Raw genomic sequence first — 24,968 nt, forward strand, 5'->3', positions numbered from 1 at the left:
GTTTCCTCGTATTCTTTTTGGCTCTCGTGAACAGTGACCATGCCCGGCTCAGCGGTGCGCGCGCGAAAATCATCGGAGTCCAAGAACGGTCGGGCTGCGGCCGCGGCCGGCGCCGCGACGAAAGTGGCGATTGTGGGGGCCGGCCGGGGCGGCACGGCGCTCATGGAGATTTTTGCCCAAGACCCGCTCGTCCAAATCGTCGGTGTGGCGGAAGTCAACGCGAAGGCGAAAGGCCTCAAGCTCGCCCGCCGGCTCAAGATCCCGGTTACCCGCGACTACCGCGATCTGCTGGCGATCGAAGACGTCGATTTGATCATCGACGTGTCGGGGAACGAAGAGGTCGAGCGCGTCCTCCAAGAGTTCGACCGGATGGGCGTGACGGTGATCGGGGGCGCGAGCGCCAAGTTCATGTGGCAGTTGATCGAGGCGCGAATTCGAGCGACGGCCGAGATCGAAAAGACGCTCAACAAATATCAATCGCTGTATCGCCTGTATGTGAAGGAGGCCGGCGCGGCGGTCACCGAGGAGCGCACCCGCATCGCCTGCGAAATCCACGATGGGCTCGTGCAAAGCCTGGCCGGCGTGAACTTCAAGCTCGACCTCTGCGAAGAGCTGATGCTGAAGGACCCCTCTGCCGGCCGGGAAACGCTGCGCCGGACGCGGGAGGAGCTCAAGCTGGCGATCCAGGAAGCGCGACAAGTCATCTTCAATCTTCGCCCGCTGCACTACGATCAGATGGAGCTGATTCCGGCGCTCACGAACTATTTGAAGTCGTACGAGACGCAGTATCACATCAAGACGGACTTTTCCGTCACGGGCGATGAGACGACGATGCCGCCGCGGACAAAGATTTTTCTGTTCCGCATTTTGCAGGAGGCCTTGAGCAACGTCGAAAAGCACGCGAAAGCGACGGCCGTCACCGTGCATGTGGCCATCGGCCGAGATATGCTGACGGCGACCGTGACCGACAACGGCATCGGCTTCGACGTCGAGGCGGTCTCCAAGAATCCGGAGAAGTGGGACCATTTTGGACTGCGCGGGATCGTGGATCGCGCACGACTGGTCGGCGGGCAGGCCAAGATCGAGTCGAAAAAGGGACACGGCACCAAGATCACGATGCATGTGCCGCTGAGGAGGGAGGCCGCGCGCGATGGAACGCATTAAGGTCCTGATCGTGGACGATCACCGGGTGGTGCGGGAAGGCCTCTCGGCAATTCTGAAGAGCAAAGAGAATCTCGACGTCGTCGGCGAGGCGCAGGATGGTCACGAAGCGGTCGAGAAGGCGCGGTCCTTGTTGCCCGACGTGGTCTTGATGGACGTCAGCATGCCGAAAATGACCGGTGTCGAGGCGACTCGGATCATCAAGCGAGAGTTCCCGCACATCGGCATCATCGCGCTGACGATGTACGAGGAGCAGCAGTACATTTTCGATCTCGTGCGCGCCGGCGCGACCGGGTATCTGCTGAAAGATTCGGACTCCGCCCAGATCGTCAAGGCCATCCAGTCCGTCTACCGGGGTGAATCGCTCATTCACCCGTCCGTCGCGAGCAAAATCCTCGCGGAGTTCTCGCTGCTCGCCCAGAAGAAGGGGAAGAAGGCCTCGTGGGTCGAGCATGACCTCACCGAGCGCGAGATCACCGTTCTGCGGCTCGTGGCCGACGGCAAGACGAACAAAGAAATCGCCAATACCCTTGATCTGAGCGAGAAGACGGTCAAGAACCACGTCCGGAACATCTTCCACAAACTGCAAGTGTACGATCGCACGCAAGCGGCGATTCTCGCGATCCGAAAAGGCTTGATCGAACTCGAACCGCGCCCATAGTGTCTGCGTTGGCCATCGGCCTTGTTCAGGTTGCTCGCAGATGGCGGTCTATTCTCGCGGCGCTCATCTCCACAATACCCGATTGTTTTCTAGCCCCTAGTCAATAGGGCCGTCTTCCTACGACTCCGTGCGTCGACACTGATAGGACCGCTGCGCCGTTGTTGGTAAGAGCCTGCCACTGAAAAATTTCCAGCAACACTACGGAGGGCGTGATGCGCGAAGACGGGCTGTCACGGCGGGACATGTTGCGCGGAGCCGCAGGGCTCAGCGCGCTGGCGGTTGGGCTGTTGACGGGCGGCTGCGAGCTGTCCGAGATGACGACGAAGCGGATTCAAAATCGGCCCGTGCGCCGCAATATCAACTCACTGGCTGCCAGTGATCCGATCATCACCACACTGAAGAGTGCGGTCTCGGCCATGAAAGGCTTGCCGGCCAGCGATCCCCGCAACTGGATCAACCAGGCGAACATCCACCGCGACCACTGCCCGCATGGCAATTGGTGGTTCTTGCCGTGGCACCGCGTGTATCTCTACTACTTCGAGGAGATCTGCCGTGAGGTGACCGGCAACAATGATTTCGCGCTGCCGTATTGGAATTGGTCCGCCAATCCATCGGTCCCGGCCGTATATTGGGGAGATGCGAGCAATCCACTCTTCGACGGAACGCGGAATGCGACGCCCGCAAGTGTCGCCGATCCCGGCTCGGTCGGCGCGTCGATTATGGACACGATTCTGAATCAGCCGAACTTCCTGCTCTTCGCGAGTGGTACGGCGAACAATCAGCGCGATGCATCGACGTACGGCGTTCTTGAAGGTACTCCTCACAACTACATCCATGGCTTCGTCGGCGGGAATATGGGCTTTGTCTCGCTGTCGCCCCGTGATCCGGTTTTCTGGGCCCACCACAATATGATTGAATGCTGCTGGGTGAATTGGAACATCATTCGCAATCACCCGAACACGAATGATGCGAAATGGCTCAACCTCACGTTCACGGAGTTTGTCGATCGCAAAGGGAACGCCGTGACCGTGAAGGTCTCTGATACGTTGCTCTACCCGCTTTTTCTCTATCGATACGAGGAGTGTTTCTCAGGGCCGCAGTCAATGGCCGAGATCGAGCGGCAGATGGACGTCCAGACGTTTCTGAAACGTGGTGCGCCGGTCAAGCTGGAGTTCCAAGATCAAGTGGAAGTTGAAGCGGTGGCGGAACTGGCGGTCAATCAGCCGTTCCATCGCACGCTTCGACTCCCGGCCGAAGTGATCCGGCAGATCGCCGGCGAGCGCCAGGACCGGCACCTGATCCTCACGATCGGTGACGTGACCCTGCCGACCCATTCCGATTTCTATGTCCGCGTCTTCGTGAGCCGTCCGGATGCCACACCGGAGACGCCGATTCACGATCCGCATTATGCGGGCAGCTTTGCGATCTTCAATGGGACGATGGAAGGAACCGAACGGTCGCATCGCGCGCAGTTCATCGTCGATGTGACGAAGACCGTTCGCCAGTTGGCGCTGACCAAGGCGGTCGAACCCGGCGAACTTGAGCTCACACTGATCCCGGTGCCGCAACCCAATCGGACAGTGCGAGAAGGCACGTTACGACTACGCCGTTTGGCACTCGGTGTGAGCTCACCACCCACGCTCTGAGCGAGAAGGCGCGTATGCCGAGGCACGAGCAGGGACGGAGCGGGACCCGGAGTCGGAGCCTAATCTGGACGCTGATTGTGCTGGCTGCCGCGGTGAGTTCAATGTCGGCATCGCGCGCGGAAGCGACGTGGATTCTGGATCACGGCCATCTTCAGGCGTCTATTCCCGTGACCGTCTCCGACTTAGCGGGCGATCCTACGCTGGTCATGGTGCCGGTAGCCGATGTGGCGAACGCCGGCGGCAAAGCGGTCACGATTCAGGGCATACTGAAGGTCATGAGCAGGTCTCAGCGCGACCCTGTGCGAGTCGTTCCGCTCGGGTCGTTCACGATTCTGCCCGAATCCGCCGGAGGTCGATACCTGCTTCCGCTTCCTCTGCCGGCATCCCGTATCCGCTCGGATCTGGACGGGTCGCCGGATCGCACAGCTTATCTCATACTGTCTCTGACAACCCTGTCCGGCACCTCACCACCCGAACACCTTCGCATTGCGCTGGAGGGGCCGAAATGGATTCGCGAATGAACCCGGGTGTATGGGAATGGATGCGGGGCTAGGGATGAGCCAGGCGAGGGCGAGGACCGTTCGCCGGCCAGCCCCCGCCTGAGCGCAACGGCGTTACTGCACGGACACGACGATGCGTCGCGCGCGATCCTTTGCCTCCTGTCGCCATGGTAATCGAACGCTCAGGAGGCCATGTTTGCAGGTCGCCTCCGCGCGAGTCGTGTCGATCCCATCCGGTAAGCCGATCGTGCGGTGAAATGCGGCGTACCGGCGGCCTCTGGTACCCCCGTTTCCTTCCCACCCTTCGTGCCGCTCATACCTGACATCGAGCAGGCTTTCACGGGCGGTCACGTCGAGATGGGACGGATCGAGGCCCGGCACCTCGATGCGGACGACGACGCCCTCCTCTGTCTCCTCCATGTCGACGCCGCCCCAGCCGCGAGAGCCAGCCCAATCGGTCTCGAACGGTGCAACGAGGAACCGATCGAACAGCCGGTTGATGTCGTCCCGGAGCGACAGGACCTCGTGCGTTTCAACGGGTTTGCGTTTCCACGGAATCATGTCTTTGAGTTTCGTCATCAGTTCCATAGCGTCTCCTGATGGACAGCGGGCCGAACGGCCGCCGCCGTCGGCACGTCGCCGCCGGCGGCGCAGCCGTCACTCACCCGCGATCATGATATGGCGAGGCTTCGCTGTCTCCGATTTTGGGAACGTGAAGGTCAGCATCCCGTGCGAATAGGTGGCCGAGATCGGCTCGCCCTTCACATAGGCCGGCAGCGAGAACGAGCACCGGAACGGCCCTTCGCGGACCTCGCGCATATGCCACGTGAGCCCGTCCGAGGGTTGGGCCTTCCGCTCGCCTTTCACAGACAGCATGCCACGCTCCACGACCGCCTCCACGTCCTTGGGTTCGATCCCGGGCAGTGCAAGCTGCACGTAGAAGTTGTTCTCGTCTTCGTACATGTTGCACTCCGGCGACCACGCCATCGACCAGGTGTTGACGGCGCGGATGGCGTCGTCCAAGAGGCGATCAATCTGGGTGTCAAAGGAATCGCGAATGACCGGTAAGAATTGACCGCTCATCAGCATACGTCACCCACCTCCTTTGTCGTTGTCGACTATTCTGCGAGACGGGAAGGACGGGCGCCCACCGGCAGGACTGCACCAGATAGCCGGCTCCCGTCCGTCCACCCGGAACAGTTTCGGTATTTGACATAACACTCAATCGGCGACGGTCAAGATTCGCGGCGAGGAAGGTCTGGTGAGGCAGACAGGCGGGGGCCCGGCGGGAGCCCCCGCATCGGCAATCAGCTCCGGGAAGGCCAGAAGCTTTTCGTCCACCGCTCTGCGAAGAAGCGAGAACATCACTCGCTCAGCGAACGAAACCACTGGCGCATAATGCTCGCCCCTTTCCGTTGGTGGTTCTGGCGACGCAGATAATCCGGCACGGCGCGGAGTCAAGGCGGCCGCTTTATAAGGTCAGGGGATTGCCGGGGAATTATGGGGAGATCTCGCGGAGGCGCTGCCTGATGATTCGTGCGACGAGGCCCTGTTGATTGGCTCCAAGCTTCAGAAACTGGACACCAAATTGGTTCGGCTCGCACCAGCGCACCTTGCCAGTCTCCACCCGTAGCCCTTCATCCGGCAAGAAGACATGCAGGCGAACGTAATCGCCCGGGATAAAGCTGCGCGGCGTGCGAATCGCGCAGCCAAAGAGGGACAGATTGGTGACCTCGCCTTCCGTCACGCGTCCGTTGGTCTCAAAGAGCACGGGACACTGACATCGGAACCGTAAATGGCGTAACTGCATCATGGGTCTCCACAGCTGACCAGGACCGTACGCGATTCGGATGGTGGCGCGCAATACGACCAAAGGCCGCACCCGCGTTATACGTATCATCACTCACATAATTTAACCATCTATTAATTTTCCTTCATTGAAGTAGGATTATGACCTACGTTATAGACAGTGCCCGACTAAGCCTTGGAGGACACGATGGATCATCTGATGCTCGACGCGCGGGGATACTGGCATAAAGGGACGGACGCCGATCTTGCGGCGCGCCTCGCGATACGGGCCGAACGTGATCGCTGGCAAAAGACGCTCGCGCGGTATCTCTCTGCCGACACCATCCGCATCGTGACGGAACTGGTTAAAGACGCGGCCAGCCAAGACGCCGTTAAGCCACTGTAAGCGGCCATCGTTCGTACTCGAGTGCCTGGGGGGCGGAGTCGCGAGATAAGAGCCGAGATGCACACCAGGGAACAGGAGTCAGCCCCATGAACCCAATGCTCGTAAAGACGTTCGATAACACGATCCAGCGTGACGAGTTCTTGCGAAGGCAATGTCCGAACCGCATGGTGATTGAAGAAATGCCCGGCTATTTTCGGTTGCCCGACGGTCTCGTCGTGCACGTCTCCGACACGGTCGTGGTGTTCCTGAAATAGGAGCATGGCGCTCTTCCGGACCTTGGCCCTGACGTTCCTCTTGGGTGTGACGCTCACGAGCACCCGCGCCGCGGGCGCCGCCGATTTCCAACTCGGGGTCCACGCGTACCAGCGTGGCGACTACATCACCGCGCTTGCCGAATTCTGGCCACTCGCCGTCGACGGCAACTCTGCCGCTCAGTTCAACCTTGGGGTCATGTATTGGAAAGGCCTCGGGGTCCCGCAGGATCACCTGATGGCGCTGTCATGGTACCGCCGGGCCGCGGCGCAGGGCTTTGCCGAAGCGCAGTGCAATATCGGCGTGATGTACCACAAAGGACAAGGCGTCGTGCGAATGGAGACCGAGGCGGTCCGATGGTATGAGTCGGCCGCCCACGGGGGCCTCCCGGAGTGTCAAACCAATTTAGGGCTCATGTACTACGAGGGGGTTGGTGTGCGGCAAGACCTCATGAAGGCCAGGTATTGGTACCGGCAGGCGGCCGAGCAGGATTACGTGCCGGCGCAACTCTATCTCGCCCAAATGTTGGCCGAAGGGCAAGGCGGCGCACGCGACGACATCGAAGCCCTCATGTGGTGCATCCTTTCGTCGGATGCCGAAGATGCAGAGGCCCAGCGGGCGCGCATGCTGTCGCGGATGAACGCGGACGACGTGCGAGAGGCCGAACGACGCGCCGCCGCATGGCGGCGCGCGCATCCATCGCAGGCCGTGCACCAGTAAGGTACCGAGGGGCCGCCACTCGGTAAGCGTCACGAATTCGGCTGGCCCACCGCCGGCGCCCTTAGAACGAGCGTTGTGCTTCCTCCCGCGCTCTTGCGGCGCGTTCCTGCCACTTCGTGATTTCGGGATGAACCTGGACGTCTCGTTCCAAATTGTGTAGGCCGCGCGGTTCGACGAGGTACGTGTACTCGCGTATCTCGCGTGCGCTCTCCGGCGAAATGCCGCCTTCCCGGGCGTCGAGCTTATCGATGAATCGGTTCATCGTCTGGTACTGGCCGATCCAGTCGCCTTTGAGACGCGCTTCCTTGGCATTCCGCAATTCTTCGAAATACGGACCATAATCGCTTTGACGGTTCAGCGACTGCTGCATCATCACGTATTGCGTTATCTTGTCGATCCACAGCCCGGATGAGGCCGAGCCAGGCCCGACGGTCGTATTGGTGATGCTCGTGACGCCTGGTTGAGCCGTCGAGCGGGTCGGTTGTTGTGAGGCATACTGCTGTTCCGCGCACGCCGTAATGAGTACTGTGCACGCGACGATGAGAGAGAGCTGGCCTTTCATCGCACACCTCCTTCGTTCCTTCTATCCTCTGCGATGGGCACATCAATGGGTATCGGCAGAGCGAGCAGGAGGCTGCGCCATTTTCACCTACTGACACACCCTATCGGCTTTCAGGGACACGACAGCGGACAAATCGGCGTACGATTGCCGGCGAGCGATACCGCACGACACATACAAAAGAATCCAAAAAAAGGATTCGTCAGGGGGAGGAAGCCCGGTGCGTTACAGGAGGAGGGTGAACGTCGAGACGGTGGCGCCAAGTCTAGGGATGACCTCGCGGAGCGCACCATTTCCGGTGTCCGGGGGCATGGCCGCTGGATAACTCTGGCGCATCACAGAGGAGGGTGAACCTCTGATGTCACTCGCGCCAAACTACGCGTAGCGGTCTTCTTGCCAGGGAAGAGCGGTGTTGGAATAGCCGCGAACTTCCCAATAGCCCTTGCGATCGTGATCGAGGAAGCTGATCTCCTTGACCCACTTGGCGCCTTTCCACGCATATCGTTTCGGGACGATGACACGCAGTGGCCCGCCGTGTTCGCGTGTCAGCGGCTGCTCGTTCCACCGGTGTGCAAGCAACACGTCGTCATCGTCGCACGCCTCGATCGGCAAGTTGGTGGAATAGCCGTCGTAGGAGGTGAAGAAGACATAGCGGGCTTGGGATTGGGGCTCGACGACCGAGAGGAGGTGACGAAACGCGACGCCTTCCCAGTGATTATCGAACGTGCTCCACGTCGTGACGCAGTGAAAGTCCGAGACGCTTTTGATGTGCGGCTGAGCGAGCAACGTCTCCCACGTCCAGGTGAGCGGATGTGCCACGAGTCCCGTAATCGAGAGCGTCCATTCCTCGAGACGGATGTCGGGATGGATGCCGAGATCGAGGACCGGCCATCCTTTGGTCAGGTGTTGACCCGGCGGTAGGCGCGCGCCACGGGGCCGCAGGTCCTGGATCACCCCTTCTTCCACCGACATGCCACGGCGCGATCGCGCCCATTCCTGTTTCTTGGCGATTAGCTTTTCGTTCGGCTCATTTGTATCCATGAATATCCTCGTATCGCAGGCAGTCGCGACGTTTCTTCAACCGAGGTCCTTCGGCGATCGAGCGGCGAGTGAGCGTGGTCAACACCCGCTGACCACGGCTCATCCTTCCACAGAGTCTGTGCAGAGTCCGTTCAGGGACCCCCGGCGCGAGCGCGTACAGTGTGCCGATTGGAGTCATCAGCCGGTAGGAGGAACGGCCGGCAGTTCAGGTGAACTGCATCACCCGTATACCCCCGAAATGATCGTTTGAGGTCTTGTCAGTGCGTCTCGCGGCCGTGCCGGCTTCCCTCGATTCCGTTCGCGCCGGCCCGTTGCTCCGGAACGGTAAACCGCATGACACCGAGGTGTGTGAGGTCATTGACCTTCCATCCGACGTGGATGTTGACTTTGTACCGCCCGGGTTTCCAGCCGCCCTCCGGAGGATCGAGTTTCACATACCCGCTTTCATCTTCAAGCGCCATGAGCATGGCGTCCTGAGCGAGCTGCTTCTGAGGATCCAAGCCAGGCACATTTTCGGGGAAACAGACGCCAAAGACTTGATACGGCTCGTAATGCTGATGGACTTGGAAGACGACGAACACCGAATCGTCTGGAGCAAAAACATCGGTAGGATCGACCGGAACGATTTCATGGCTTCGGCGGAAGCCCAATTCCTCTTCAAAGCCGGTAGCGAGCAAGATTTGGCGAAACAGACCTTCAGGCGGGGCATTGAAGTCGTATGGCTTGACGTCTTCTTGGCGATTTTGAAACTGGTCCATCGGCACGTTGGGTGTGATCGGAAGATCTTCCGCCCACCCGGAGACGGGGAGACAGGTAAGCAGACTAAGCACGGCGCCCAGGACGAACCGTCGTTCCATAACTGACATTGATACACGCCGGCCTGGAGACGTGTCAACGAGGCGCGTGGGGAGACGAATAAGTCGCCTCACGGTTGCCTGCCGGCGCGAGATGGTGAGCGCCCAGTGTCTTGTGCGAGGCGAGGAATACCTCGCTCATGTTTGCGCACGGGCGCGACGGTGAGGTCAGGTGTCTCGGAAGGTGGCGGCCTTGGTTGCAGGTGGTTTGGCCCATTTGTTACACTTTCTCGATCATGTTAACGGCGGTGACGAACCCGGACGCTCTGCCGCAGTTGATGGGTGAATTTCGCCCGGTTGATGAGTGGCAGGCGCACATCAATGACATCTTTTACGCCCTTCGCGGTGGCCGGCTGAGGGACTTCTATCAGACCTTTGCCGCCGCCGACTTTCGCCTCGGTCACGCGTTGGCGGCTGATTACTATGAACGTGTGCTGAAGCGTGAAAACGTTCGAAGTACGAAGTTCGAAGTTCCAAGGTCCAATCCTCAGTCCCAACCCTCGAACGTCGAACGTCGTACCTCAAACCTGATCATCCTTGAGCTTGGCTGCGGCAACGGCAATCTGGCGGCCACGTTCCTGACGCATCTGCAATCGCTCGACAAGGATGGCCGTGTCTATCCACGTGTCCGGTATGTCCTCGTCGAGAAGCAGCCAGCGACGTTGGCTGCTGCGTTGCAGCATCCCGATCTCGTGCCGCATCGCGAACGCATCGAGCCGCTCTGTGCTGATGCGCAACAGTTGGGCGGCCTCAAGGATCGTTCCGTTGATCGGATCATCTGCAACGAACTGTGGAACGATCTGCCGACCAAGCTCATGCTACGGGACGCGAGCGACCTGCACGAAGAGTTCATCCGGCCGAACCTCAGCGAGACGCGCTACGTCGAGATTGCTGATTGGTCGGCATTCATCCGCGCGTTCGAGACCAAGGACATCACGGCGTTGGCGGCGTTCCCGCCGTTTCTCGAAGATATCGTATGGGAGCGGGAATACCGGAAATCGGATGGTGCGGCGATCCCCTTCCGCAAGACGGTGGCCGACTTTCTCAAACGCATCGATGAAAAGGTGCTCGTGCCCGTCAATCTCGGAGCCTTCGCTACGTTGAAGGAAGCCAAGCGGTTGCTGGCGCCGGATGCCATCGGCTTGAGCGCGTTCGACGCGGGGACCGCGGACATGAAGATGCTCAATGACCCGGATAAGCCCTGCTACGGGCAGTTCGGGGGCCAATACAGTTTCATGATTAATTTCGCCTTGACCGAGGCGGGGGCCCGGCACCTCGGCTTTAAGAGCGTCGAGTTCGAGGCGCAGAAGGAGTTCGTTGGGCAGAGTCTACGGACGAACGTGACGAGCCTGATGGATCTGCTGGCAACCCACCCGTCTTCTCCCAACTTGAAGGGATGGGAGCAGGATCGGCTGATGCTCCAAACCATTCGTGCACTGAATGAAACTTACGAAAGTCCGTACCGCCGTGCACTCGACTTCCCGCTGTCCAAAGATACGCCGGCCGAGGAGCGGGAGGCATTGAAAGGCATTCTCCTCTCGTTGAAGCCCAACGGCGTCCCGGATACCGTTGCGTATTTGACTGAAGAAGAGGTGTTGGCCGCAGAGCGCGACCTGGAAGCGATCGGCTACGACCCGGATCTCATGAAGTCGGCTCTCTTGGCACCGGCCAACGCGGTCGATTATTACCATCAATCGTTCCGTCCGTAGGCTTTTCAAGGTCACGCTCTCCGAACCGCACGTATTACAACTATTTCTTGACAGCCTCTACCATTTTTAGTACGGTGCACTGAATTTCGTATGTTTCTACGCCTTTCGACGTACTTCGAAAGGCGAGAGCCGCTGCGAGAAGGACAAGAGGGTTACCATGTTTGGGTCATTTGGGTGGATGGAACTGCTGCTGATCTTGATCATCGTGTTGATCATTTTCGGCGCGGGCAAGATTCCGCAACTTGGCGAAGGACTCGGGAAGGCGATCAAAGGATTTAAGAAGTCCGTGAATGAGCCTGAGGCCGTCGATGTGACGCCCGTTCAAGAGCAGATCGCGCAAAACCAGCAACTCCCGCCGGGGCAACAGCCCGTGGGGAATCAGCAAGCGCAACCGCAAGCCGCACCGGTCGAGCAGCCCAAGCACGGATGACGCAAGGGACAAGGCGAGATCACCATGTTTGGTTTAGGTGCGGGAGAAATTCTCATCATTCTGGTCATCGCGTTTTTGCTGTTCGGCCCGAAACAACTCCCCGAGATCGGCCGCCAAGTCGGCAAGGCCGTCAAGGGCTTCAAGGAAACCGCGGACGATCTGCGGAAATCGGTCGAGCCGGAGCTGAACCTCATTCAGCAGGAAGTCAAAATGGTCGAGCAGGATTTCCAAGCCTCGATGAAGGACGCCGAGCAGGAAATCGAAAACATCACGAAAGGCCAGGAGGCCGCTGCAGATCAGGGAGCGCCGAAGGCTTAGATTTTTTTTGGCGCTATACTGAATATATTTATTGTACTAAGCCGGCGGGATGTTCAAAAAGGCCTTCCAGCGAGGCCGCAGCGAATGAGGAGGCGAGGCGTACTCTTGTTTGTACGTTGAGCATCCGAGTGATGCGAGAACGAAGCTGGAGGTCTTTTTCAACATCCTGCTGACTGAGGATCTGAAAGGGGGTGACGCTCACGTCACACACGACCCGGATCAGGCAGGCACACCCGATCCGGTCAATACATTAGATCAATCGCCTTTTCTATAGTGGAAGCAGTTGGAGTCACACAGTCGCCGGCCGTGCAGGCACGCAGTCGGACGAGCATCCAACTTAACAGGAGGAACGCTATGGGAAGCAATCAAGGTCGGAGCGGGTGGGTTTCCCACTCGATCGCCTTTGCGGCGGCCACGCTGGTCGCCGGACTTCAGTTGTTCGCAACAGCCGCCTTCGCCAATTACGAACTCCCCCCCGGCGAACGCATCACGAATCTCCCCGCCATCCCGCGTAACATGCCGCAGAAGGAAGCGTACGAATCCTACGATCCGGTCATCGGCCGGAACTTCGACCTGAAGAACCTCTGGATCCGCGGCGACATGCGCATCCGGCCGGAGTGGCGGAACGGCGTCTGCTTCGGCGGATCGCCATTGACCAACATCGGCTCCTGTAATAGTGCGGTCGGTGGAAGAACTTCGGGACCGGGGGCGAACAATACCTTCATCCAACAGTGGGCCCGGTTGGGCATTGGTTACGATTTGTCGCCGGATGTGAATTTTTACGTTGAGATGATTTACTCTCACGATTGGGGTACAACTGCGAATCCAGCAAATCCAGGCCAAGCTGGTGGGCCAGCGTTAAACAACAATTGCGGTCAGAACCAGCCGAACGGTGCAGGTGGATGTAATCTTGGCGTCCGCGCTGCATATGTCTTGGTGCGCAATCTCGGTGACGTTCAAGGTTTGAGTGTCAAGGCCGGACGGCAGTATCTCGTGTTCGGCAATCACTCCTTGCTCGGTCACTTCGACTGGGCGAACACCGGCTTCTCCCATGACGGTGTCATGTTCAATTACACCTACAACGCGCTCGGGCTGCAAAAACACTTGGAGTCCTGGATAGGATGGTTCCGTGAAGCCGATCTGAACATCGGGGAAGCGTTTTCGACCGGCAGCTTTAATAACTGTTCTACCAGTACTGCGGGATGCCAATCGAAGAACGCCGCGAACATGATCGTGGTGTACAATCAGATCAAGTCCATTCCAGGGATGCTGATCGAGCCGCACTACATCATGTGGAGCAGTGGCGAACCTGCTGTGGCGGGCGCAGCTGGCCTTGGTTCAGGATTAAACGCAGTGTCAAATGTGGGCGTCTGGGTGCCGAAATCTGCGCAGCAGATTCGGCATACCATCGGAAACCGGCTTGAAGTGCGTAAGGGGAATTTTGATTTTATCAATGAGTTGGAATACCAGTTCGGGAGCATGGCGTCAGGTCAAAGCGCCGGCACTCAGGACCCGAACCAGCGGAATCTGCACATCAACGCGTGGGCGACCCGCAACTGGTTGGGCTATACGGTCTATCAATCCAAGTGGAAACCCCGGTTCGCGGTCGGATTCGATTATGCGTCCGGCGATGGTAATGCAAATTGTAATGCTCCGGTTGCTGCCGGATCGGGAGGAGCAAACTATCGCTGTACCTCAGCGAACACCTTCGAGAATCTGTACCCGACCAATCACATCCATATGGGCTACATGGACGTGATGGCGTGGAAGAACATGCTGACGCCGTCGGCGAACATTCAGTTGCGGCCGAGCGAACGCGATCACTTTGAGATCTGGTACAACAACTTCAACCTGGCGAACGCGCGGGACAACTGGTACCGCGCCTCGCAGACCGTCTATGTCTTCTCGAATCCCAACAACACTGCGAAGCACATCGGTGACGAAGTGGACTTCACCTGGACGCGGATGTTCGCGGACGGGAAGGTGGCCTTGCAAGGGACCTATGGCTATATGTGGACCGGTGATTACATTCGTCAGAACCTCGGACGAGATTCGAATCAGCAGTGGGCCTACGTATCGCTCTGGGTCAACTTCTAGGCTACAGAAAGGAGACGCCGTATGATGAACACGAAAGCACTTCTGGCTGTCGCGGCGGTGTTCGGCCTGATGAGCCTGCCGCCGGCCGCACAGGCCCAGGTCAGTGATGCGATTTCGCTGACCAACCAAGCGATCGTCGAATTGACGGACGCGCCGGGTCTCGGCGCGCGGACGACGGTCGACCCCAATAAGCGCTGGGGGTCCGACATTGGGCAGATCGCGAAGGCGACCACGTTGTTGCAGGAAGCCCTCGGCAAGGCACGCGGCAGCGCGAATGCAACAGCCGTGCGGCTCTTGGAGGAGGCCTCAGCGTATGGGAAAGCCAAGCTTCACAAGGAAGCGAGACTTTCCGCGCAGGGCGCGCTCTATCATCTGTGCCAGGCCGGTGGCGGCGGTGAAGGCTGCGACAAGGTGCCCAAGTTCGGCAGCTACGTCGCGCCGTGAAGAAGGAGTAAAGGGGTAAGGAAGGACCCGAAGCCCCGAGCCCGAAGAAAGAGAATCCCCGCTGGGGCGCAATCCCAGCGGGGATTTTTTTTCGGCCTTGATGGTATAGTGGCGCCAGCAAACAGGTAATGGCAGCTCAGTTGAGATGGGAAGAACTGTTGATTTCGTGGTGATTCTAGATGATGGCGTTAGGAAAAGACATTACCACCAAGCAACCCACGGGCGAATCAGTCGGTTTATGGTTCAGCTAGAGGTTTATCTGGGGAGGGAGTGGAAAACAATTGTACGATACGATTCAGCCCATGGTTTTGCTCACAAAGATCTTTTTGATCGGAAAGGTAATCAGAAGAAGGTCCCAATAGAGCTGACGTTTGAGAGTGCATTGTCCTTTGGCGACTGGGACATTAATACAAACTGGCAGGCATATGTCGAAGCGTTTGCAAGTGGGGAGGAACCCAATGACTGAGTATAGCCGTTTCGCAGCCATGCTTGGCACAGAATTTCACCGGTATCTCATACAGCATCCAGCAAAAGCCAAGGATATTCCTCGCAATGCGCTCATTATTTTTCAGGTTGAAGGGGAAGACGCATTCAACAAATGGAGTAAAGAAATAGGATTGAAAAATCGGGAACAGGATCAGCCTGTCGTCTATATTTCCATTAAACGGTTTAGGGAAGAGTCAGCTCTTAACATTGTGAAAATTACAAGCATGGTTGCTTGAATCTCCATACCCCTACCCCTTTATCCCATTACCCCGTTCGCGTATACTCCCGCTCCGACATGCTGCACTTGCCGTTTGGTAGCCCGCCGCCCGACCTGCTTGCGCATCTCCGTCGCCAGTTTGGATTCGAGGACTTTCGACAGGGTCAGCGAGACGTGATCGAGTCGACGCTGGCCGGTCGCGACGTCTTGGGCGTCATGCCGACCGGGCAGGGGAAATCCCTCTGCTTTCAATTTCCGGCCACGCTGAGCACCGGTTTGACCGTCGTGGTCTCGCCGCTGATTGCCTTGATGAAGGACCAGGTTGACACCCTTCGCGCGCGCGGCGTCGCCGCCGCCGGGATGCACTCCGGTCTCACGCCGCACGAGCGGGATCGGCTGCTTCAGGAACTGAAACTCGGACGGCTCCGTCTCCTGTACCTCGCACCGGAACGCATGCAGCATCCCTGGTTCATTCAGCAACTCCGGCGTGCCGGGGTGTGTCTGCTGGTGGTCGACGAGGCACACTGCATTTCGCACTGGGGTCACGACTTCAGACCGGACTACCTCCGCTTGGGAGAGCTGCGTGCCCACCTCGATCTTCCGCCGTGCCTTGCGCTGACCGCGACGGCGACGCCAACAGTCCAACGTGACATCATTGAGAAACTTCAGCTCCGTAACCCTCTCACGGTCATCACCGGGTTTCGTCGGCCCACCTTGCGTTTCGCCGTTCAGCTGTGTGCCGGGAAGGACGACAAGCGACGATGGCTCGAGCGCGCGATTGCCGACGCGCAGGATGGCAGTGCCATCGTCTATTGCGCGACCAGACGGCAGGTCGAGGATGTGGCGACGGCGCTTCGTGCCCGTACCGATGCCGTGGGGTACTATCACGCCGGCCTTGCCGATGAGCTGCGCCGAAAGATCCACGATGATTTTCGCTCGGGCGCCCTCCGGATTTTGGTTGCGACGAATGCCTTCGGCATGGGCATCGATAAGCCCGATATCCGCCTCGTGGTCCACTATGACGTGCCGGGCAGTCTCGAGGCGTACTATCAAGAAGCCGGCCGCGCGGGGCGTGATGGGAATCCGGCCACCTGTCTGCTGCTCTTCAGCCACACGGACGTGGGGCTCCAGGAGTTCTTCATTCAAAAGATGGCCGGAGAGCCCGGACAGTCGGATGTCGATGTTCAGCAGCGACAAGAGGTGTGTCGGATCCTGCTGCGACACATGGTCGATTACGCCTATGCCACGCAGTGCCGACAACAGGTTGTGCTCGAATATTTCGGCGACGTTCAGGAGAGCCGCTTGGGGGCGTGCGGCGTCTGCGACCGCTGTCTCTCTAAATCATCCGTCAGGGAATCCGATCCCTCGGCGCTCGATCAGGCCCGAACGATCGTGGCGGCGGTCTCACGTTTCAATGGTCGGTTCGGCGCGAACCGCATTGCCGACTTGCTCTATGGCAGCGCTTCGAAAAGCGTCACCGGTATCGGCCTTCACGTGAACGAGGCACACGGCCGGCTGCGGGCCCTCGGCCGATCACGCATCAATGGGATGATCCGGCGATTGGTGGAAGCAGGGTATCTGCGGGTCGACGGGCTCGAGTTCCCCGTATTGGAGATCACGGCGAGGGGAGTCGGGCTGTTGCAAGGCAGCGAAGCGCTGGAATGGACGACAGAGGACATCGCGACCGGGAAGCCTGCGACGGGCGGACGAGCCAAACCGGACTTGGTCCACTACGCCGACCCCGATGTGTATGAGAGGCTCCGCCAGTGGCGTCGGGCACTCGCCGGTGAAGAAGGCGTGGCGCCTTTCGTCATCTTTCATGATAAGACGCTTCGAGCGATTGCCGCGATCCGTCCCGCTTCGATGGACGCGCTGGAAGCTATCCCCGGCATCGGTCCCGCGAAGCGTGAGCGTTACGGAAAGCAACTGTTGCAGATGATCGAACAAGCGCGCGAGCCAGCCGCGAACGACTAGTCGTTCTCTCGTTCTCAACCCCGTGCTGAAAGCAAGCTAGTCGGGTAACGGACCGGCTTTTGCGAAGAGGGTCTTCAACTCGGCGTAGGATTGGGCCACAGGATACTGTGGGAATTCTTTGGCGATCGCAGCGGGTGGGCGAAACAGGACACCGGCATCCGCTTCGGCCAACATAGAGGTGTCGTTGTAGGAATCGCCGGTTGCCAGGATCCGAAAACGCAGCGTCTTCAGCGCAATGACGGATTGCCGCTTCTGATCAGGCTGGCGCAAGTGATAGTTGACGATCCGACCCGTCGCATCCACTTCCAAACGATTGCAGAACAAGGTTGGGTATCCAAGTTGACGCATCAGTGGCAGCGCAAACTCAGAGAACGTATCGGAGAGAATGATCGCCTGGCATCGTTCGCGTAACCAACCCAGGAAGTCGGCCGCACCTTGGAGCGGCGTCATGGTCCCAATGACGGCCTGGATGTCCGGCAAGCGCAGGCCGTGTTGATCGAGAATCTTCAACCGCCGCCGCATCAGTACATCATAGTCGGGAATGTCTCGTGTCGTCAGCCTCAACTCGGGGATGCCGGTCCGTTCGGCGACATTGATCCAGATCTCGGGCACCAGGACCCCTTCGAGATCAAGACACGCCAAGATGGGAGCGCTCATGTCGATTGACTCCTCGGTGATGGTGGTCCCCGATGCCCGCCTGCGACAGTTTCGACCCGCCGCATGATAGCGCAGGATCAAGAAGCGGGACAACGAAAATAGACAAAAGCTGAAGTGTGATCAGGTCAGTGGCGGCCGGGTGTCTCGGTCGACGTCGACTGGCGCGAAGCAAATTCGTATTCCAACAGACGAGCCACCTGCCCCAATGCCTGCTCCAGCAGCTCCGGTCCTTTCCACGCCGGGGACTGCGACTGCTCTTCGGCATGGCGCCGGGCCCATTCGACGGCCAACGGTAATGGAATCAGCCGGGGCCCCTCCTTCCTGATCTCTCCCCACAACAGCCCCAAGGCTGTGCCGATTCTCGCCGGGACAGGGACAGGTTCGACGGGCTGACTCATGAGATCGTCGCAAAGCTCTGCAGGACTCGTGACCAGCAATTCCCGGCAGGCCGCCGGCCGGTGCTCGTACAGCGAGCAGGATTCATTTTCAAGAAACGGACAGGGGAGGCGCAGTCCATAATAGGCGTGGTTGAGCGGCTCCAACTCTTCATCGCTCATGGGTGACTCTGCATCGGCGACGGTCTGGAGCCGAGCCAAGAGACCAGCTTCGTCAAGGCGGTTACGTGCCTCGGACAGCTTGCGCTCGAGCCGCTCTCTCTCCTCTGAAGGCAACCGCTCGATCGCCTCGAGGAGTGAAAAGGCCTCCGGCGCGGAGACCGGGACGAGCATGCGACAGCAGGCGGCGCAGCCTTGACGGCACGAGATGACAGCTCCGGCTTCCCGCGCCCGCTGGACTTCCAGGGCCTGCGCTTCCTCTCCTAACCGCCGGAGCAACGGCACGATCGAGGCGATCGGGACGAACCCGCTCGGCACGTCGACCGATGCTCGTAATGCGCCGGCCGGCGTGTTGAGTTCGAGATGGAACTGCTCAGATTGGGGGCTAGCCGTCATGTCTTCCGAACGGTGAAAGCCGATCATAGGAAACGGCAAGGAGAGGCGTCAAGCCAACCCGAGGCGGTCCTTGACTTGCGAGGCCCTCCGCGCTCAACGATAATAATGACCGATGTCGGGGGAACGCAAATTGAGCGGCCATGTCATCGGCCTGCTGAAGGAGTACATGCAGGACCTCGTCGAGCAGGCTCGGCAGGAAGCGCAGACTCAGCAGTCGTTCGGCTTTGCGCCGGCGTCGTACCGGCCCGATCAAGCCATCAGTGATCTCCTCGCAATCCTCGACGACCGCATTGAATCCGAAGGCGTCCAGGTCGGTCTGCCGGAAGATTTCCTGCATCACATGTGGATGCTGTGCAATGAAGCTCAGGTCCACCTTTCCGAACACCTCTGGCTTGAGTCGAATGTGAATGGCGAGGTGAGTTCCAAGGCACAAACGCGCGAACGGACGTATCGAGCCTTGCTCGCCTACCTCGACGGGCAGACGTAGGCAGTCCGGAGCCTTTGGGGCGCCCGACTACGCCTTGCCAAGGAAAGCGTAGACCCACATACCGACTCGCTCGTTAATGGCGATGGTGCTCCGCTCGAACGCTTCCACGCTCGGAAGGAGATGGAACGGCAATTCCCATGATTGATCCGGCCAGTTTCGCATGAGGTAGCCGCACGGCGCCGCCGTCACCACCACGCCTTGCTTCTTGAACAGCGCCATCGCCCGTGGGATGTGGCTCGCGGAGGTCACGAGCACGATCGGCTGCGTGCCGACCAGCCGCTTCATCTCTACCGCGCTCTCGTACGTTGTTCGTGATTGCGCTTCGGTCTCGATCGCCTCCGGTGGGACGCCAAGGGCCACCGCGAGCCGTTTCATTTCCAGGGCCTCTTTCGGACCTTCTCCAATCACCTTCGCATCACCGGCCGAAAAAATTAGCCGGTCAGAGACATGGCGGGTAAAGAGATCCAAGCCACACAGCAGGCGCTCGATCGACACGGCGTTCGGCGTGCTGTGCGGTCGCAGCGATCCCTTTTCGTTGACGCCTCCGCCGAGGACCACGATCGCATAAGCCCGCCTCTGCTGCAGAGACGCCAACGGCGGGTACTGCGCTTCGAGCGGGCCAAGCAAGAGGCTGGCGACGATTGGGTTTCCAAGGAGCCAGGCAAGAAGGAGGAGAGCCAAGACGATCAGGCGCGGGCCGAGCAACCGTTGGCCCGCCCGAGGGCGCCAGAGCATGAGAAGCAGCACTCCCAGCAAAAGCGCAAGCCAGGTGAACGGGTAGACGAGGTATTTGGCAAGCTTGTACAGTCCGTACCCGAACGGAGAGAGGTCCATCAGGGCTCCCATCGTTGTTGAGGTCGATGCACATCTCACGTAGGATGCGACCTACGCACGAAGCCGCGCGAGGATACACGGCACCGTAGCGTAAGACAAGTCGAGGGAGTATGGCCAAGCGCTATTGGCTGATGAAGTCTGAGCCCAACACGTTTTCGATTCACGATTTGGCGTGCGCCCCGAAGCAGACCACGTGTTGGGATGGCGTCCGCAACTATCAGGCGAGAAAGCTCATACGCGACATGGCCGTCGGCGATCAGGTCTTGTTCTACCACAGCAATGCCGATCCCCCGGCGGTCGTCGGCATCGCAGAGGTCGTTCGACCCGCCTACCCTGATTCCACCGCCTTTGATCCCCATGACCTGCACTACGATCCGAAGAGTACGCGGGACAAGCCGATCTGGGACATGGTCGATATCCGGCTCGTGAAAATATTCGAGCGCCCCCTCTCGCTTGATCGGCTACGGAAAGAGCGTGCGCTCAAGGGAATGGAGTTGCTGCGCAAAGGGTCGCGCTTATCGGTACAACCGGTTCGGCCCGAGGAATGGGCCGCCGTCCTCGCACTCGCGCGCGAGGAGTAAGGTCATCGAATTGCGTAGATTTACCACTTTTCGGCGTCCGCGACTTGTCGTAATCTATATGCCTACACTATTAAGGCTAGGTGATCGCCATGAAGCTCTGGCGCCGACCTTTCAGTTCGTTCCTGTTCGTGGTGACTGTTCTCGCCGGCTGTGCCAAAGGCCCCGCCTACTATGAGCAGTATCAACTCAAGCAGTTGACCGTGGTCCTCCTCGATCAACAAAGCTTGCGTGAACGGTATGAATCCCTCTATGGCAAGCCCGCGCTCATGCTCGAAGCCGACGGACAAGGGGAGACGGTCAAGACCGTCAAAGGCTTCTTCGACTACCGCACCAATACCATCTACTGCTCCAAGATGGATTTCACCGTCTGCGGCCACGAGCTGCACCATGCGATGATCGGCCGCTTTCACTCTGAATAGAGGAAACGCTCGAACCGCTCCACGCCTGCCGTCCGACGCGCGAGTCCCTGCCTACCGTCCTATTTCCTGAAGGGGCTGGTCCGTGATGTGAATCGGGCCGCGGGGATTTGCGTCGAGACGATTGGTCGTGGCGAGTTGTTCGGGAGGCGGTGTCGTCGTACAGTCCGTGGTAAGGACCGCTCCCCAGTGCCAGTTGTCTTGGCAGATGTTGTTCAACAGGAGTGCATGCGCCTGATAGAAAAGCAGGATGCCGCTCAGGAGGTTCTCTCGACACAGATTATGAACGAGATCGGGAGAGGTGCCGGGGTCACGCACGGCGATCCCGAAATGGTGATTCGCATAGCAGAGATTCTGCGCGAGATATGGACGTGAGCCGGCGAAGGCAAAAATGCCCGACTCACGGTTGTGGCAAACTTCATTATCGATCAATGTGGGTCGGCACTCCGGCCCATAGATCACAATGCCGGACAGGATGCCGTCACGCGCCCGACAAGCGGTGATGGTGCAGGAGGCATCGAGAATGTTGATCGCCGAATGCTGATCGCTGCCGATATAGCGAAAGGTGATGCCGGCGATCCGCCCGCCCGGTGTGCGTTGCAGATAGAGGGGACCGCCTCGGCGGCTGAAGATTTCGACATGGTCGCGTCCGGCTCCGATCATCAGCACCGGCCGCTCACTCACAAACACCTTGTCTTCGTAGCGTCCCGGACGCACGAAGATTTGATCCTCGGGACCTGCGTCTTTCAGCGCGTCACTGGGACGAGCGTAGGCGGCCGGATCATCGGCATCGACGATCAACGTTCGACCACCGGCGGCGTTGGGTGGCGGCTCTTGCAGTGGAATCGGTCGATCGGCGCGAGTCGGCGAATCAGACCCAGGAGCGGGCACGAACGGCAGCGGCTCCGACATCGGCACCTCGTGAAGCGAGCCACATTATTTCGAGCGGATCAACGGGAAGTCAAGGATGCACGGAATGATCGGAGTGCGACTGTGACAGCAGAGGACGGTCTGTGAGCGCCTGATAGGCTTCGCTGACCGAGGATACCGGGGAGACCTGCATCAAAAACGGCGTGCGCCAATCCGAGTCGGCCACATCGAGTTCCTCGGGAATCACCACTCGGCGGAGATGGGCCTCACTCGCAGCCGCAACCTTGAGTGGCACCGAGCCGACGGGAATGATCCGACCGTCCGGCCCCACCGCGCCGGTGATCACGCGGTCCGAGGGAATCGCATCACCATTGGCCAGCGCCAAAACACTGATGCCCACCATCGCCGAGAGGCTTTCGCCATAAATCGTCACACCGGGATAGGGAACGGCGAGCACGACCGTCCAGGAATCGGTCTCCATCCCGGCCGCGCGAGCAGCTCGGTAAATCGCTTGCTGCACCGCCGTCTGCGCCATGCGTGAAAACCGCCCGGGGCCAGGCCTGAATTGAACAGCCAATCCCGTGCGGTCGTCACGTTCCTCAAATGTAAGAATCAGATTTGCGACCGTCCCGACGGGCTTCTTCTCCATCGTGACGCCGAGGATGGGAATCAATTGCTCTCGACGGGCCGTCTTGGCATCAGTGGCGAGCGGCAGTGAGAGGAAAAGCGTAACAGCGATAATGGCACAGATTGCCTTGCCGCGACCGTTGATTAGCCGCCGAATCACCATAGGCTCATCCTACATCTCCTCCCCTCGTCCTGAGAGTCGGTTGTCGTGCCCAGAGTGACTTCCGCAACACCTACGCTGATCAGTCCTCCTTGTTTCACTCCATAATAGCAGGTCTGCCCCAAATTGCACGCATCGTGGCGCGCGCTGCACGGACGGGGTTGTCGCCGCCGGACAGCCGGGCACTGCCCTTGAGTGTGTTTGGCAGAGTGTGGCGATCCGAGGCATTGCCACATCGAGCATGCAATCACGCCGACTGCGCGGCCAGCGTCTTGACCATCGCGAACGAATCTTCTATTAATCGAATACTACCCGTGGCCGATGAAACATACGCGTCTCCGTACAAGTCCCTTTCCCGTCCTTATGGCGATGGTGCTGATCGGCGCCATTTTCTTGCTCGACCTCTCTGCACCCGAAGGACTGGCCACCGGCGTGCTCTATATTGCTCCCGTCGCACTCGTGGCTTTGTGGTCGCCGCCGACGCACTACTCGCTCGTGGTCGTCTTTGCGACAGCCTGTAGTATTCTGACCATCGCCCGCTTCGTCTATTTCTCGACCGAAATGCTGGCTTGGTCGTCGGTGAGCAATCACTTGCTGGTGGTCGGCGCGCTCTGGATTCTTGTCCTTCTGTCGCTACTCCGGAAACGCATGGAACAGCAATCCCAGTGGATCGATCTGATGCCTCGACTGTGATGCGGTCTCGGTTTTCATGCAGACGGACCGCTTGTCTATCCCCGGACAATCCGTCATCCGGCCATTTCCGCTCTATTGACGGGCACTTCGTCGATTGTGCCGCGCTCTCCAACGGCGCAATGTGCGCCTTTCGTCGCCAGCGGAAAAGGTGCTCGCTCCAAAATCTTCCGTAGTTTCGCCTTTGTTGTGCAGACAGCTTCGGCCGCTGCTTTGCGACGCACTCGCAAAAAGGAGGACCGCCATGCCTAACCGTACATCGCTCATCCTTGGGGCCGGGCTCGTTCTCATCCTCGCGGTCGCACGCGGATATGCTGAGGAAGCGACCATTATCACGTTCACCGGCAGCACCATTGAGCGGATTGATTCCGCCAATCATCAGGTCACGTTCCGCACCCTGGAAGGGCAGTCGTGGTCGTTGCAGGTGACGAAAGAAGACCTGCTCCGAGGACTCCAGCCGGGTGATCGCGTGAGTCTCGAACTGGACGCGAACGATCGCGTCAAGAATATCGTGCGGGCTGACCAAGGTGCGCAACCGAACCTCACCGGTCCCGCACCCAACGAGTAATTACGATAAGGAGGAGAGTATGGGCGATTGGATGGTCCTTCCCCGTCTCAGGGGCGTGGCGGCTTGTCTGCTCGGGCTTGTCCTGTCGTATGCGTCCGGGGCACCGGGCTATGCGCAATCGGTTGGGCAATCGAATGCCGCTTCACAGGTGATCCAGGGTGACGTGCTCAACATCGAAGGCGAGACCTACACGATCAAGGACAAGTCAGGTCATGAAGTGATCGTTCGTGTGACCAAGGAGACCAAGCAGGAAGACCGGATTAAGGTCGGCGACAGAATCGAAGCGCAGCTGGGATCGAACGGGCATGCGACATCGATTCGCGTCCAGTTGCCGTGACCTAGGGACGGTCGACGACGGTGATCGTCCATTCGCCCATGGCGATGATCTTCAAATAGTAACGCCCGCCCCGAGCTTGGCGTTCGCGGCCCTCTCCTGACCCCGCTCGTGTAATACCGTCAATCGGCAAGTCGGGCTCGACGCTGTTCGTCTTGTTGATGAAAATCTGAAAGAGCGCGTTATCGATGTCGCCGAGAAACTTCCAACGGAGTTCCCAATCGTCGGCGACCTCGAACGGAGCCACCTGGCCGTCACCGCGCCCGGACACCTGCACGACCACATGCGGCTCTGCCCGCGCTCGAAGGGCGCTTGCGGTGACCGTGGCCATCAGCACCGCCGCGACGAGAAAAGCGCGGAGAATCGGCTTCAACCCTCGAGATTCGTCATTGCCGGCGTAAGGCATCTCTTACTATCGTCGATTCCGCGGCGCCCGCTACAGTCGTTCTCCACCGACGGGCGATCAGCCGGCCACCGACAGGCGTGGTGATTCCTTTCCGAGTACGATGAGGTGACCGCTGTGGTGTCGCA

At 59.3% G+C, this 24,968-nt stretch carries 33 protein-coding genes; 21 read left to right on the plus strand and 12 right to left on the minus strand.

Features of this window, described 5'->3' with window-relative positions:
- The first annotated feature begins 39 nt into the window (after positions 1 to 39).
- The 4 genes from AC1U7K_RS00570 (at position 40) to AC1U7K_RS00585 (ending at position 3,989) form a co-directional block, all read left to right on the plus strand.
- On the plus strand, positions 40 to 1,164 hold the full coding sequence (locus AC1U7K_RS00570) for a sensor histidine kinase (protein ID WP_480248863.1): 1,125 nt from the start codon (positions 40 to 42) through the stop codon (positions 1,162 to 1,164).
- Positions 1,151 to 1,822 carry a response regulator transcription factor gene (locus tag AC1U7K_RS00575; protein WP_480248864.1) on the plus strand — a complete coding sequence of 224 codons (672 nt, stop codon included), beginning with the start codon at positions 1,151 to 1,153 and terminating at the stop codon, positions 1,820 to 1,822. The genes AC1U7K_RS00570 and AC1U7K_RS00575 overlap by 14 nt, the downstream gene beginning before the upstream one ends.
- Before the next feature lie 212 nt (positions 1,823 to 2,034).
- The gene (locus tag AC1U7K_RS00580; protein WP_480248865.1) at positions 2,035 to 3,468 is read left to right on the plus strand and encodes a tyrosinase family protein; all 1,434 of its coding nucleotides are present in this window, start codon (positions 2,035 to 2,037) and stop codon (positions 3,466 to 3,468) included.
- A 14-nt stretch (positions 3,469 to 3,482) separates the two neighbouring features.
- The gene (locus AC1U7K_RS00585; protein WP_480248866.1) at positions 3,483 to 3,989 is read left to right on the plus strand and encodes a hypothetical protein; all 507 of its coding nucleotides are present in this window, start codon (positions 3,483 to 3,485) and stop codon (positions 3,987 to 3,989) included.
- Positions 3,990 to 4,082: 93 nt separating this feature from the next.
- On the opposite strand, the gene AC1U7K_RS00590 is transcribed toward AC1U7K_RS00585, so the two are convergent.
- From AC1U7K_RS00590 to AC1U7K_RS00600, 3 genes are all read right to left on the minus strand, one after another.
- Positions 4,083 to 4,556: an Hsp20/alpha crystallin family protein gene (locus AC1U7K_RS00590; RefSeq protein ID WP_480248867.1), complete on the minus strand. Its 474-nt coding sequence runs from the start codon at positions 4,554 to 4,556 to the stop codon at positions 4,083 to 4,085.
- A gap of 69 nt (positions 4,557 to 4,625) precedes the next feature.
- Positions 4,626 to 5,057 carry an Hsp20/alpha crystallin family protein gene (locus AC1U7K_RS00595; RefSeq protein ID WP_480248868.1) on the minus strand — a complete coding sequence of 144 codons (432 nt, stop codon included), beginning with the start codon at positions 5,055 to 5,057 and terminating at the stop codon, positions 4,626 to 4,628.
- 409 nt (positions 5,058 to 5,466) lie between these two features.
- On the minus strand, positions 5,467 to 5,781 hold the full coding sequence (locus AC1U7K_RS00600; RefSeq protein ID WP_480248869.1) for a PilZ domain-containing protein: 315 nt from the start codon (positions 5,779 to 5,781) through the stop codon (positions 5,467 to 5,469).
- A 183-nt stretch (positions 5,782 to 5,964) separates the two neighbouring features.
- Here AC1U7K_RS00600 and AC1U7K_RS00605 point away from each other — a divergent pair, with 183 nt between their 5' ends.
- The 3 genes from AC1U7K_RS00605 (at position 5,965) to AC1U7K_RS00615 (ending at position 7,134) form a co-directional block, all read left to right on the plus strand.
- Positions 5,965 to 6,162 carry a hypothetical protein gene (locus AC1U7K_RS00605; RefSeq protein ID WP_480248870.1) on the plus strand — a complete coding sequence of 66 codons (198 nt, stop codon included), beginning with the start codon at positions 5,965 to 5,967 and terminating at the stop codon, positions 6,160 to 6,162.
- An 86-nt stretch (positions 6,163 to 6,248) separates the two neighbouring features.
- On the plus strand, positions 6,249 to 6,416 hold the full coding sequence (locus AC1U7K_RS00610) for a hypothetical protein (RefSeq protein WP_480248871.1): 168 nt from the start codon (positions 6,249 to 6,251) through the stop codon (positions 6,414 to 6,416).
- 4 nt (positions 6,417 to 6,420) lie between these two features.
- Complete coding sequence (locus tag AC1U7K_RS00615) at positions 6,421 to 7,134, plus strand: tetratricopeptide repeat protein (protein WP_480248872.1); 714 nt, start codon at positions 6,421 to 6,423, stop codon at positions 7,132 to 7,134.
- Between the two features lie 61 nt (positions 7,135 to 7,195).
- On the opposite strand, the gene AC1U7K_RS00620 is transcribed toward AC1U7K_RS00615, so the two are convergent.
- The 3 genes from AC1U7K_RS00620 to AC1U7K_RS00630 all read right to left on the minus strand — a co-directional run bounded on the left by AC1U7K_RS00620 (position 7,196) and on the right by AC1U7K_RS00630 (position 9,591).
- A complete protein-coding gene (locus tag AC1U7K_RS00620; RefSeq protein ID WP_480248873.1) occupies positions 7,196 to 7,696 on the minus strand; it encodes a hypothetical protein in 501 nt (166 codons plus the stop codon).
- A gap of 372 nt (positions 7,697 to 8,068) precedes the next feature.
- The gene (locus AC1U7K_RS00625; protein ID WP_480248874.1) at positions 8,069 to 8,734 is read right to left on the minus strand and encodes a sulfite oxidase-like oxidoreductase; all 666 of its coding nucleotides are present in this window, start codon (positions 8,732 to 8,734) and stop codon (positions 8,069 to 8,071) included.
- A gap of 257 nt (positions 8,735 to 8,991) precedes the next feature.
- Complete coding sequence (locus tag AC1U7K_RS00630) at positions 8,992 to 9,591, minus strand: hypothetical protein (protein ID WP_480248875.1); 600 nt, start codon at positions 9,589 to 9,591, stop codon at positions 8,992 to 8,994.
- A 245-nt stretch (positions 9,592 to 9,836) separates the two neighbouring features.
- On the opposite strand from AC1U7K_RS00630, the gene AC1U7K_RS00635 reads away from it, so the two are divergent.
- The 8 genes from AC1U7K_RS00635 (at position 9,837) to AC1U7K_RS00670 (ending at position 17,263) form a co-directional block, all read left to right on the plus strand.
- Positions 9,837 to 11,297: a class I SAM-dependent methyltransferase gene (locus AC1U7K_RS00635; RefSeq protein ID WP_480248876.1), complete on the plus strand. Its 1,461-nt coding sequence runs from the start codon at positions 9,837 to 9,839 to the stop codon at positions 11,295 to 11,297.
- Positions 11,298 to 11,454: 157 nt separating this feature from the next.
- The gene (gene tatA, locus AC1U7K_RS00640; protein ID WP_480248877.1) at positions 11,455 to 11,727 is read left to right on the plus strand and encodes a twin-arginine translocase TatA/TatE family subunit; all 273 of its coding nucleotides are present in this window, start codon (positions 11,455 to 11,457) and stop codon (positions 11,725 to 11,727) included.
- 24 nt (positions 11,728 to 11,751) lie between these two features.
- Positions 11,752 to 12,045, plus strand: a complete 294-nt coding sequence (tatA, locus tag AC1U7K_RS00645) for a twin-arginine translocase TatA/TatE family subunit (RefSeq protein WP_480248878.1) — start codon at positions 11,752 to 11,754, stop codon at positions 12,043 to 12,045.
- 354 nt (positions 12,046 to 12,399) lie between these two features.
- On the plus strand, positions 12,400 to 14,142 hold the full coding sequence (locus AC1U7K_RS00650) for an alginate export family protein (protein ID WP_480248879.1): 1,743 nt from the start codon (positions 12,400 to 12,402) through the stop codon (positions 14,140 to 14,142).
- 21 nt (positions 14,143 to 14,163) lie between these two features.
- A complete protein-coding gene (locus tag AC1U7K_RS00655; RefSeq protein ID WP_480248880.1) occupies positions 14,164 to 14,586 on the plus strand; it encodes a hypothetical protein in 423 nt (140 codons plus the stop codon).
- Positions 14,587 to 14,731: 145 nt separating this feature from the next.
- Complete coding sequence (locus tag AC1U7K_RS00660) at positions 14,732 to 15,052, plus strand: DUF7718 family protein (RefSeq protein ID WP_480248881.1); 321 nt, start codon at positions 14,732 to 14,734, stop codon at positions 15,050 to 15,052.
- A complete protein-coding gene (locus tag AC1U7K_RS00665) occupies positions 15,045 to 15,308 on the plus strand; it encodes a DUF5647 family protein (protein WP_480248882.1) in 264 nt (87 codons plus the stop codon). The genes AC1U7K_RS00660 and AC1U7K_RS00665 overlap by 8 nt, the downstream gene beginning before the upstream one ends.
- Before the next feature lie 59 nt (positions 15,309 to 15,367).
- On the plus strand, positions 15,368 to 17,263 hold the full coding sequence (locus tag AC1U7K_RS00670; RefSeq protein WP_480248883.1) for a RecQ family ATP-dependent DNA helicase: 1,896 nt from the start codon (positions 15,368 to 15,370) through the stop codon (positions 17,261 to 17,263).
- Positions 17,264 to 17,299: 36 nt separating this feature from the next.
- Here AC1U7K_RS00670 and thrH read toward each other — a convergent pair whose 3' ends face one another.
- Both thrH and AC1U7K_RS00680 read right to left on the minus strand, forming a co-directional pair.
- Positions 17,300 to 17,920 (minus strand): bifunctional phosphoserine phosphatase/homoserine phosphotransferase ThrH, encoded by a 621-nt coding sequence (gene thrH, locus AC1U7K_RS00675; RefSeq protein ID WP_480248884.1) that lies wholly within the window; start codon positions 17,918 to 17,920, stop codon positions 17,300 to 17,302.
- 125 nt (positions 17,921 to 18,045) lie between these two features.
- Complete coding sequence (locus AC1U7K_RS00680) at positions 18,046 to 18,870, minus strand: YkgJ family cysteine cluster protein (protein WP_480248885.1); 825 nt, start codon at positions 18,868 to 18,870, stop codon at positions 18,046 to 18,048.
- Positions 18,871 to 18,982: 112 nt separating this feature from the next.
- On the opposite strand from AC1U7K_RS00680, the gene AC1U7K_RS00685 reads away from it, so the two are divergent.
- Positions 18,983 to 19,357: a hypothetical protein gene (locus tag AC1U7K_RS00685; RefSeq protein ID WP_480248886.1), complete on the plus strand. Its 375-nt coding sequence runs from the start codon at positions 18,983 to 18,985 to the stop codon at positions 19,355 to 19,357.
- Between the two features lie 27 nt (positions 19,358 to 19,384).
- On the opposite strand, the gene AC1U7K_RS00690 is transcribed toward AC1U7K_RS00685, so the two are convergent.
- The gene (locus tag AC1U7K_RS00690; protein WP_480248887.1) at positions 19,385 to 20,191 is read right to left on the minus strand and encodes a YdcF family protein; all 807 of its coding nucleotides are present in this window, start codon (positions 20,189 to 20,191) and stop codon (positions 19,385 to 19,387) included.
- A 110-nt stretch (positions 20,192 to 20,301) separates the two neighbouring features.
- On the opposite strand from AC1U7K_RS00690, the gene AC1U7K_RS00695 reads away from it, so the two are divergent.
- The gene (locus AC1U7K_RS00695) at positions 20,302 to 20,772 is read left to right on the plus strand and encodes an EVE domain-containing protein (protein ID WP_480248888.1); all 471 of its coding nucleotides are present in this window, start codon (positions 20,302 to 20,304) and stop codon (positions 20,770 to 20,772) included.
- Between the two features lie 89 nt (positions 20,773 to 20,861).
- Entirely contained in the window at positions 20,862 to 21,191 is a 330-nt protein-coding gene (locus tag AC1U7K_RS00700) for a hypothetical protein (RefSeq protein ID WP_480248889.1), read from the plus strand.
- 51 nt (positions 21,192 to 21,242) lie between these two features.
- Here AC1U7K_RS00700 and AC1U7K_RS00705 read toward each other — a convergent pair whose 3' ends face one another.
- Positions 21,243 to 22,100, minus strand: coding sequence for a right-handed parallel beta-helix repeat-containing protein (locus tag AC1U7K_RS00705; protein ID WP_480248890.1), 858 nt, complete (start codon positions 22,098 to 22,100; stop codon positions 21,243 to 21,245).
- Between the two features lie 49 nt (positions 22,101 to 22,149).
- Complete coding sequence (locus AC1U7K_RS00710) at positions 22,150 to 22,848, minus strand: S16 family serine protease (protein ID WP_480248891.1); 699 nt, start codon at positions 22,846 to 22,848, stop codon at positions 22,150 to 22,152.
- A gap of 318 nt (positions 22,849 to 23,166) precedes the next feature.
- On the opposite strand from AC1U7K_RS00710, the gene AC1U7K_RS00715 reads away from it, so the two are divergent.
- The 3 genes from AC1U7K_RS00715 (at position 23,167) to AC1U7K_RS00725 (ending at position 24,440) form a co-directional block, all read left to right on the plus strand.
- Positions 23,167 to 23,538, plus strand: a complete 372-nt coding sequence (locus AC1U7K_RS00715) for a hypothetical protein (RefSeq protein ID WP_480248892.1) — start codon at positions 23,167 to 23,169, stop codon at positions 23,536 to 23,538.
- A 241-nt stretch (positions 23,539 to 23,779) separates the two neighbouring features.
- Positions 23,780 to 24,103: a hypothetical protein gene (locus tag AC1U7K_RS00720; protein ID WP_480248893.1), complete on the plus strand. Its 324-nt coding sequence runs from the start codon at positions 23,780 to 23,782 to the stop codon at positions 24,101 to 24,103.
- A 19-nt stretch (positions 24,104 to 24,122) separates the two neighbouring features.
- Positions 24,123 to 24,440 carry a hypothetical protein gene (locus AC1U7K_RS00725; RefSeq protein ID WP_480248894.1) on the plus strand — a complete coding sequence of 106 codons (318 nt, stop codon included), beginning with the start codon at positions 24,123 to 24,125 and terminating at the stop codon, positions 24,438 to 24,440.
- Position 24,441: 1 nt separating this feature from the next.
- Here AC1U7K_RS00725 and AC1U7K_RS00730 read toward each other — a convergent pair whose 3' ends face one another.
- Positions 24,442 to 24,843: a hypothetical protein gene (locus AC1U7K_RS00730; protein ID WP_480248895.1), complete on the minus strand. Its 402-nt coding sequence runs from the start codon at positions 24,841 to 24,843 to the stop codon at positions 24,442 to 24,444.
- Between the last annotated feature and the right edge of the window lie 125 nt (positions 24,844 to 24,968).

Source organism: Nitrospira sp. Vd2, assembly GCF_979581665.1.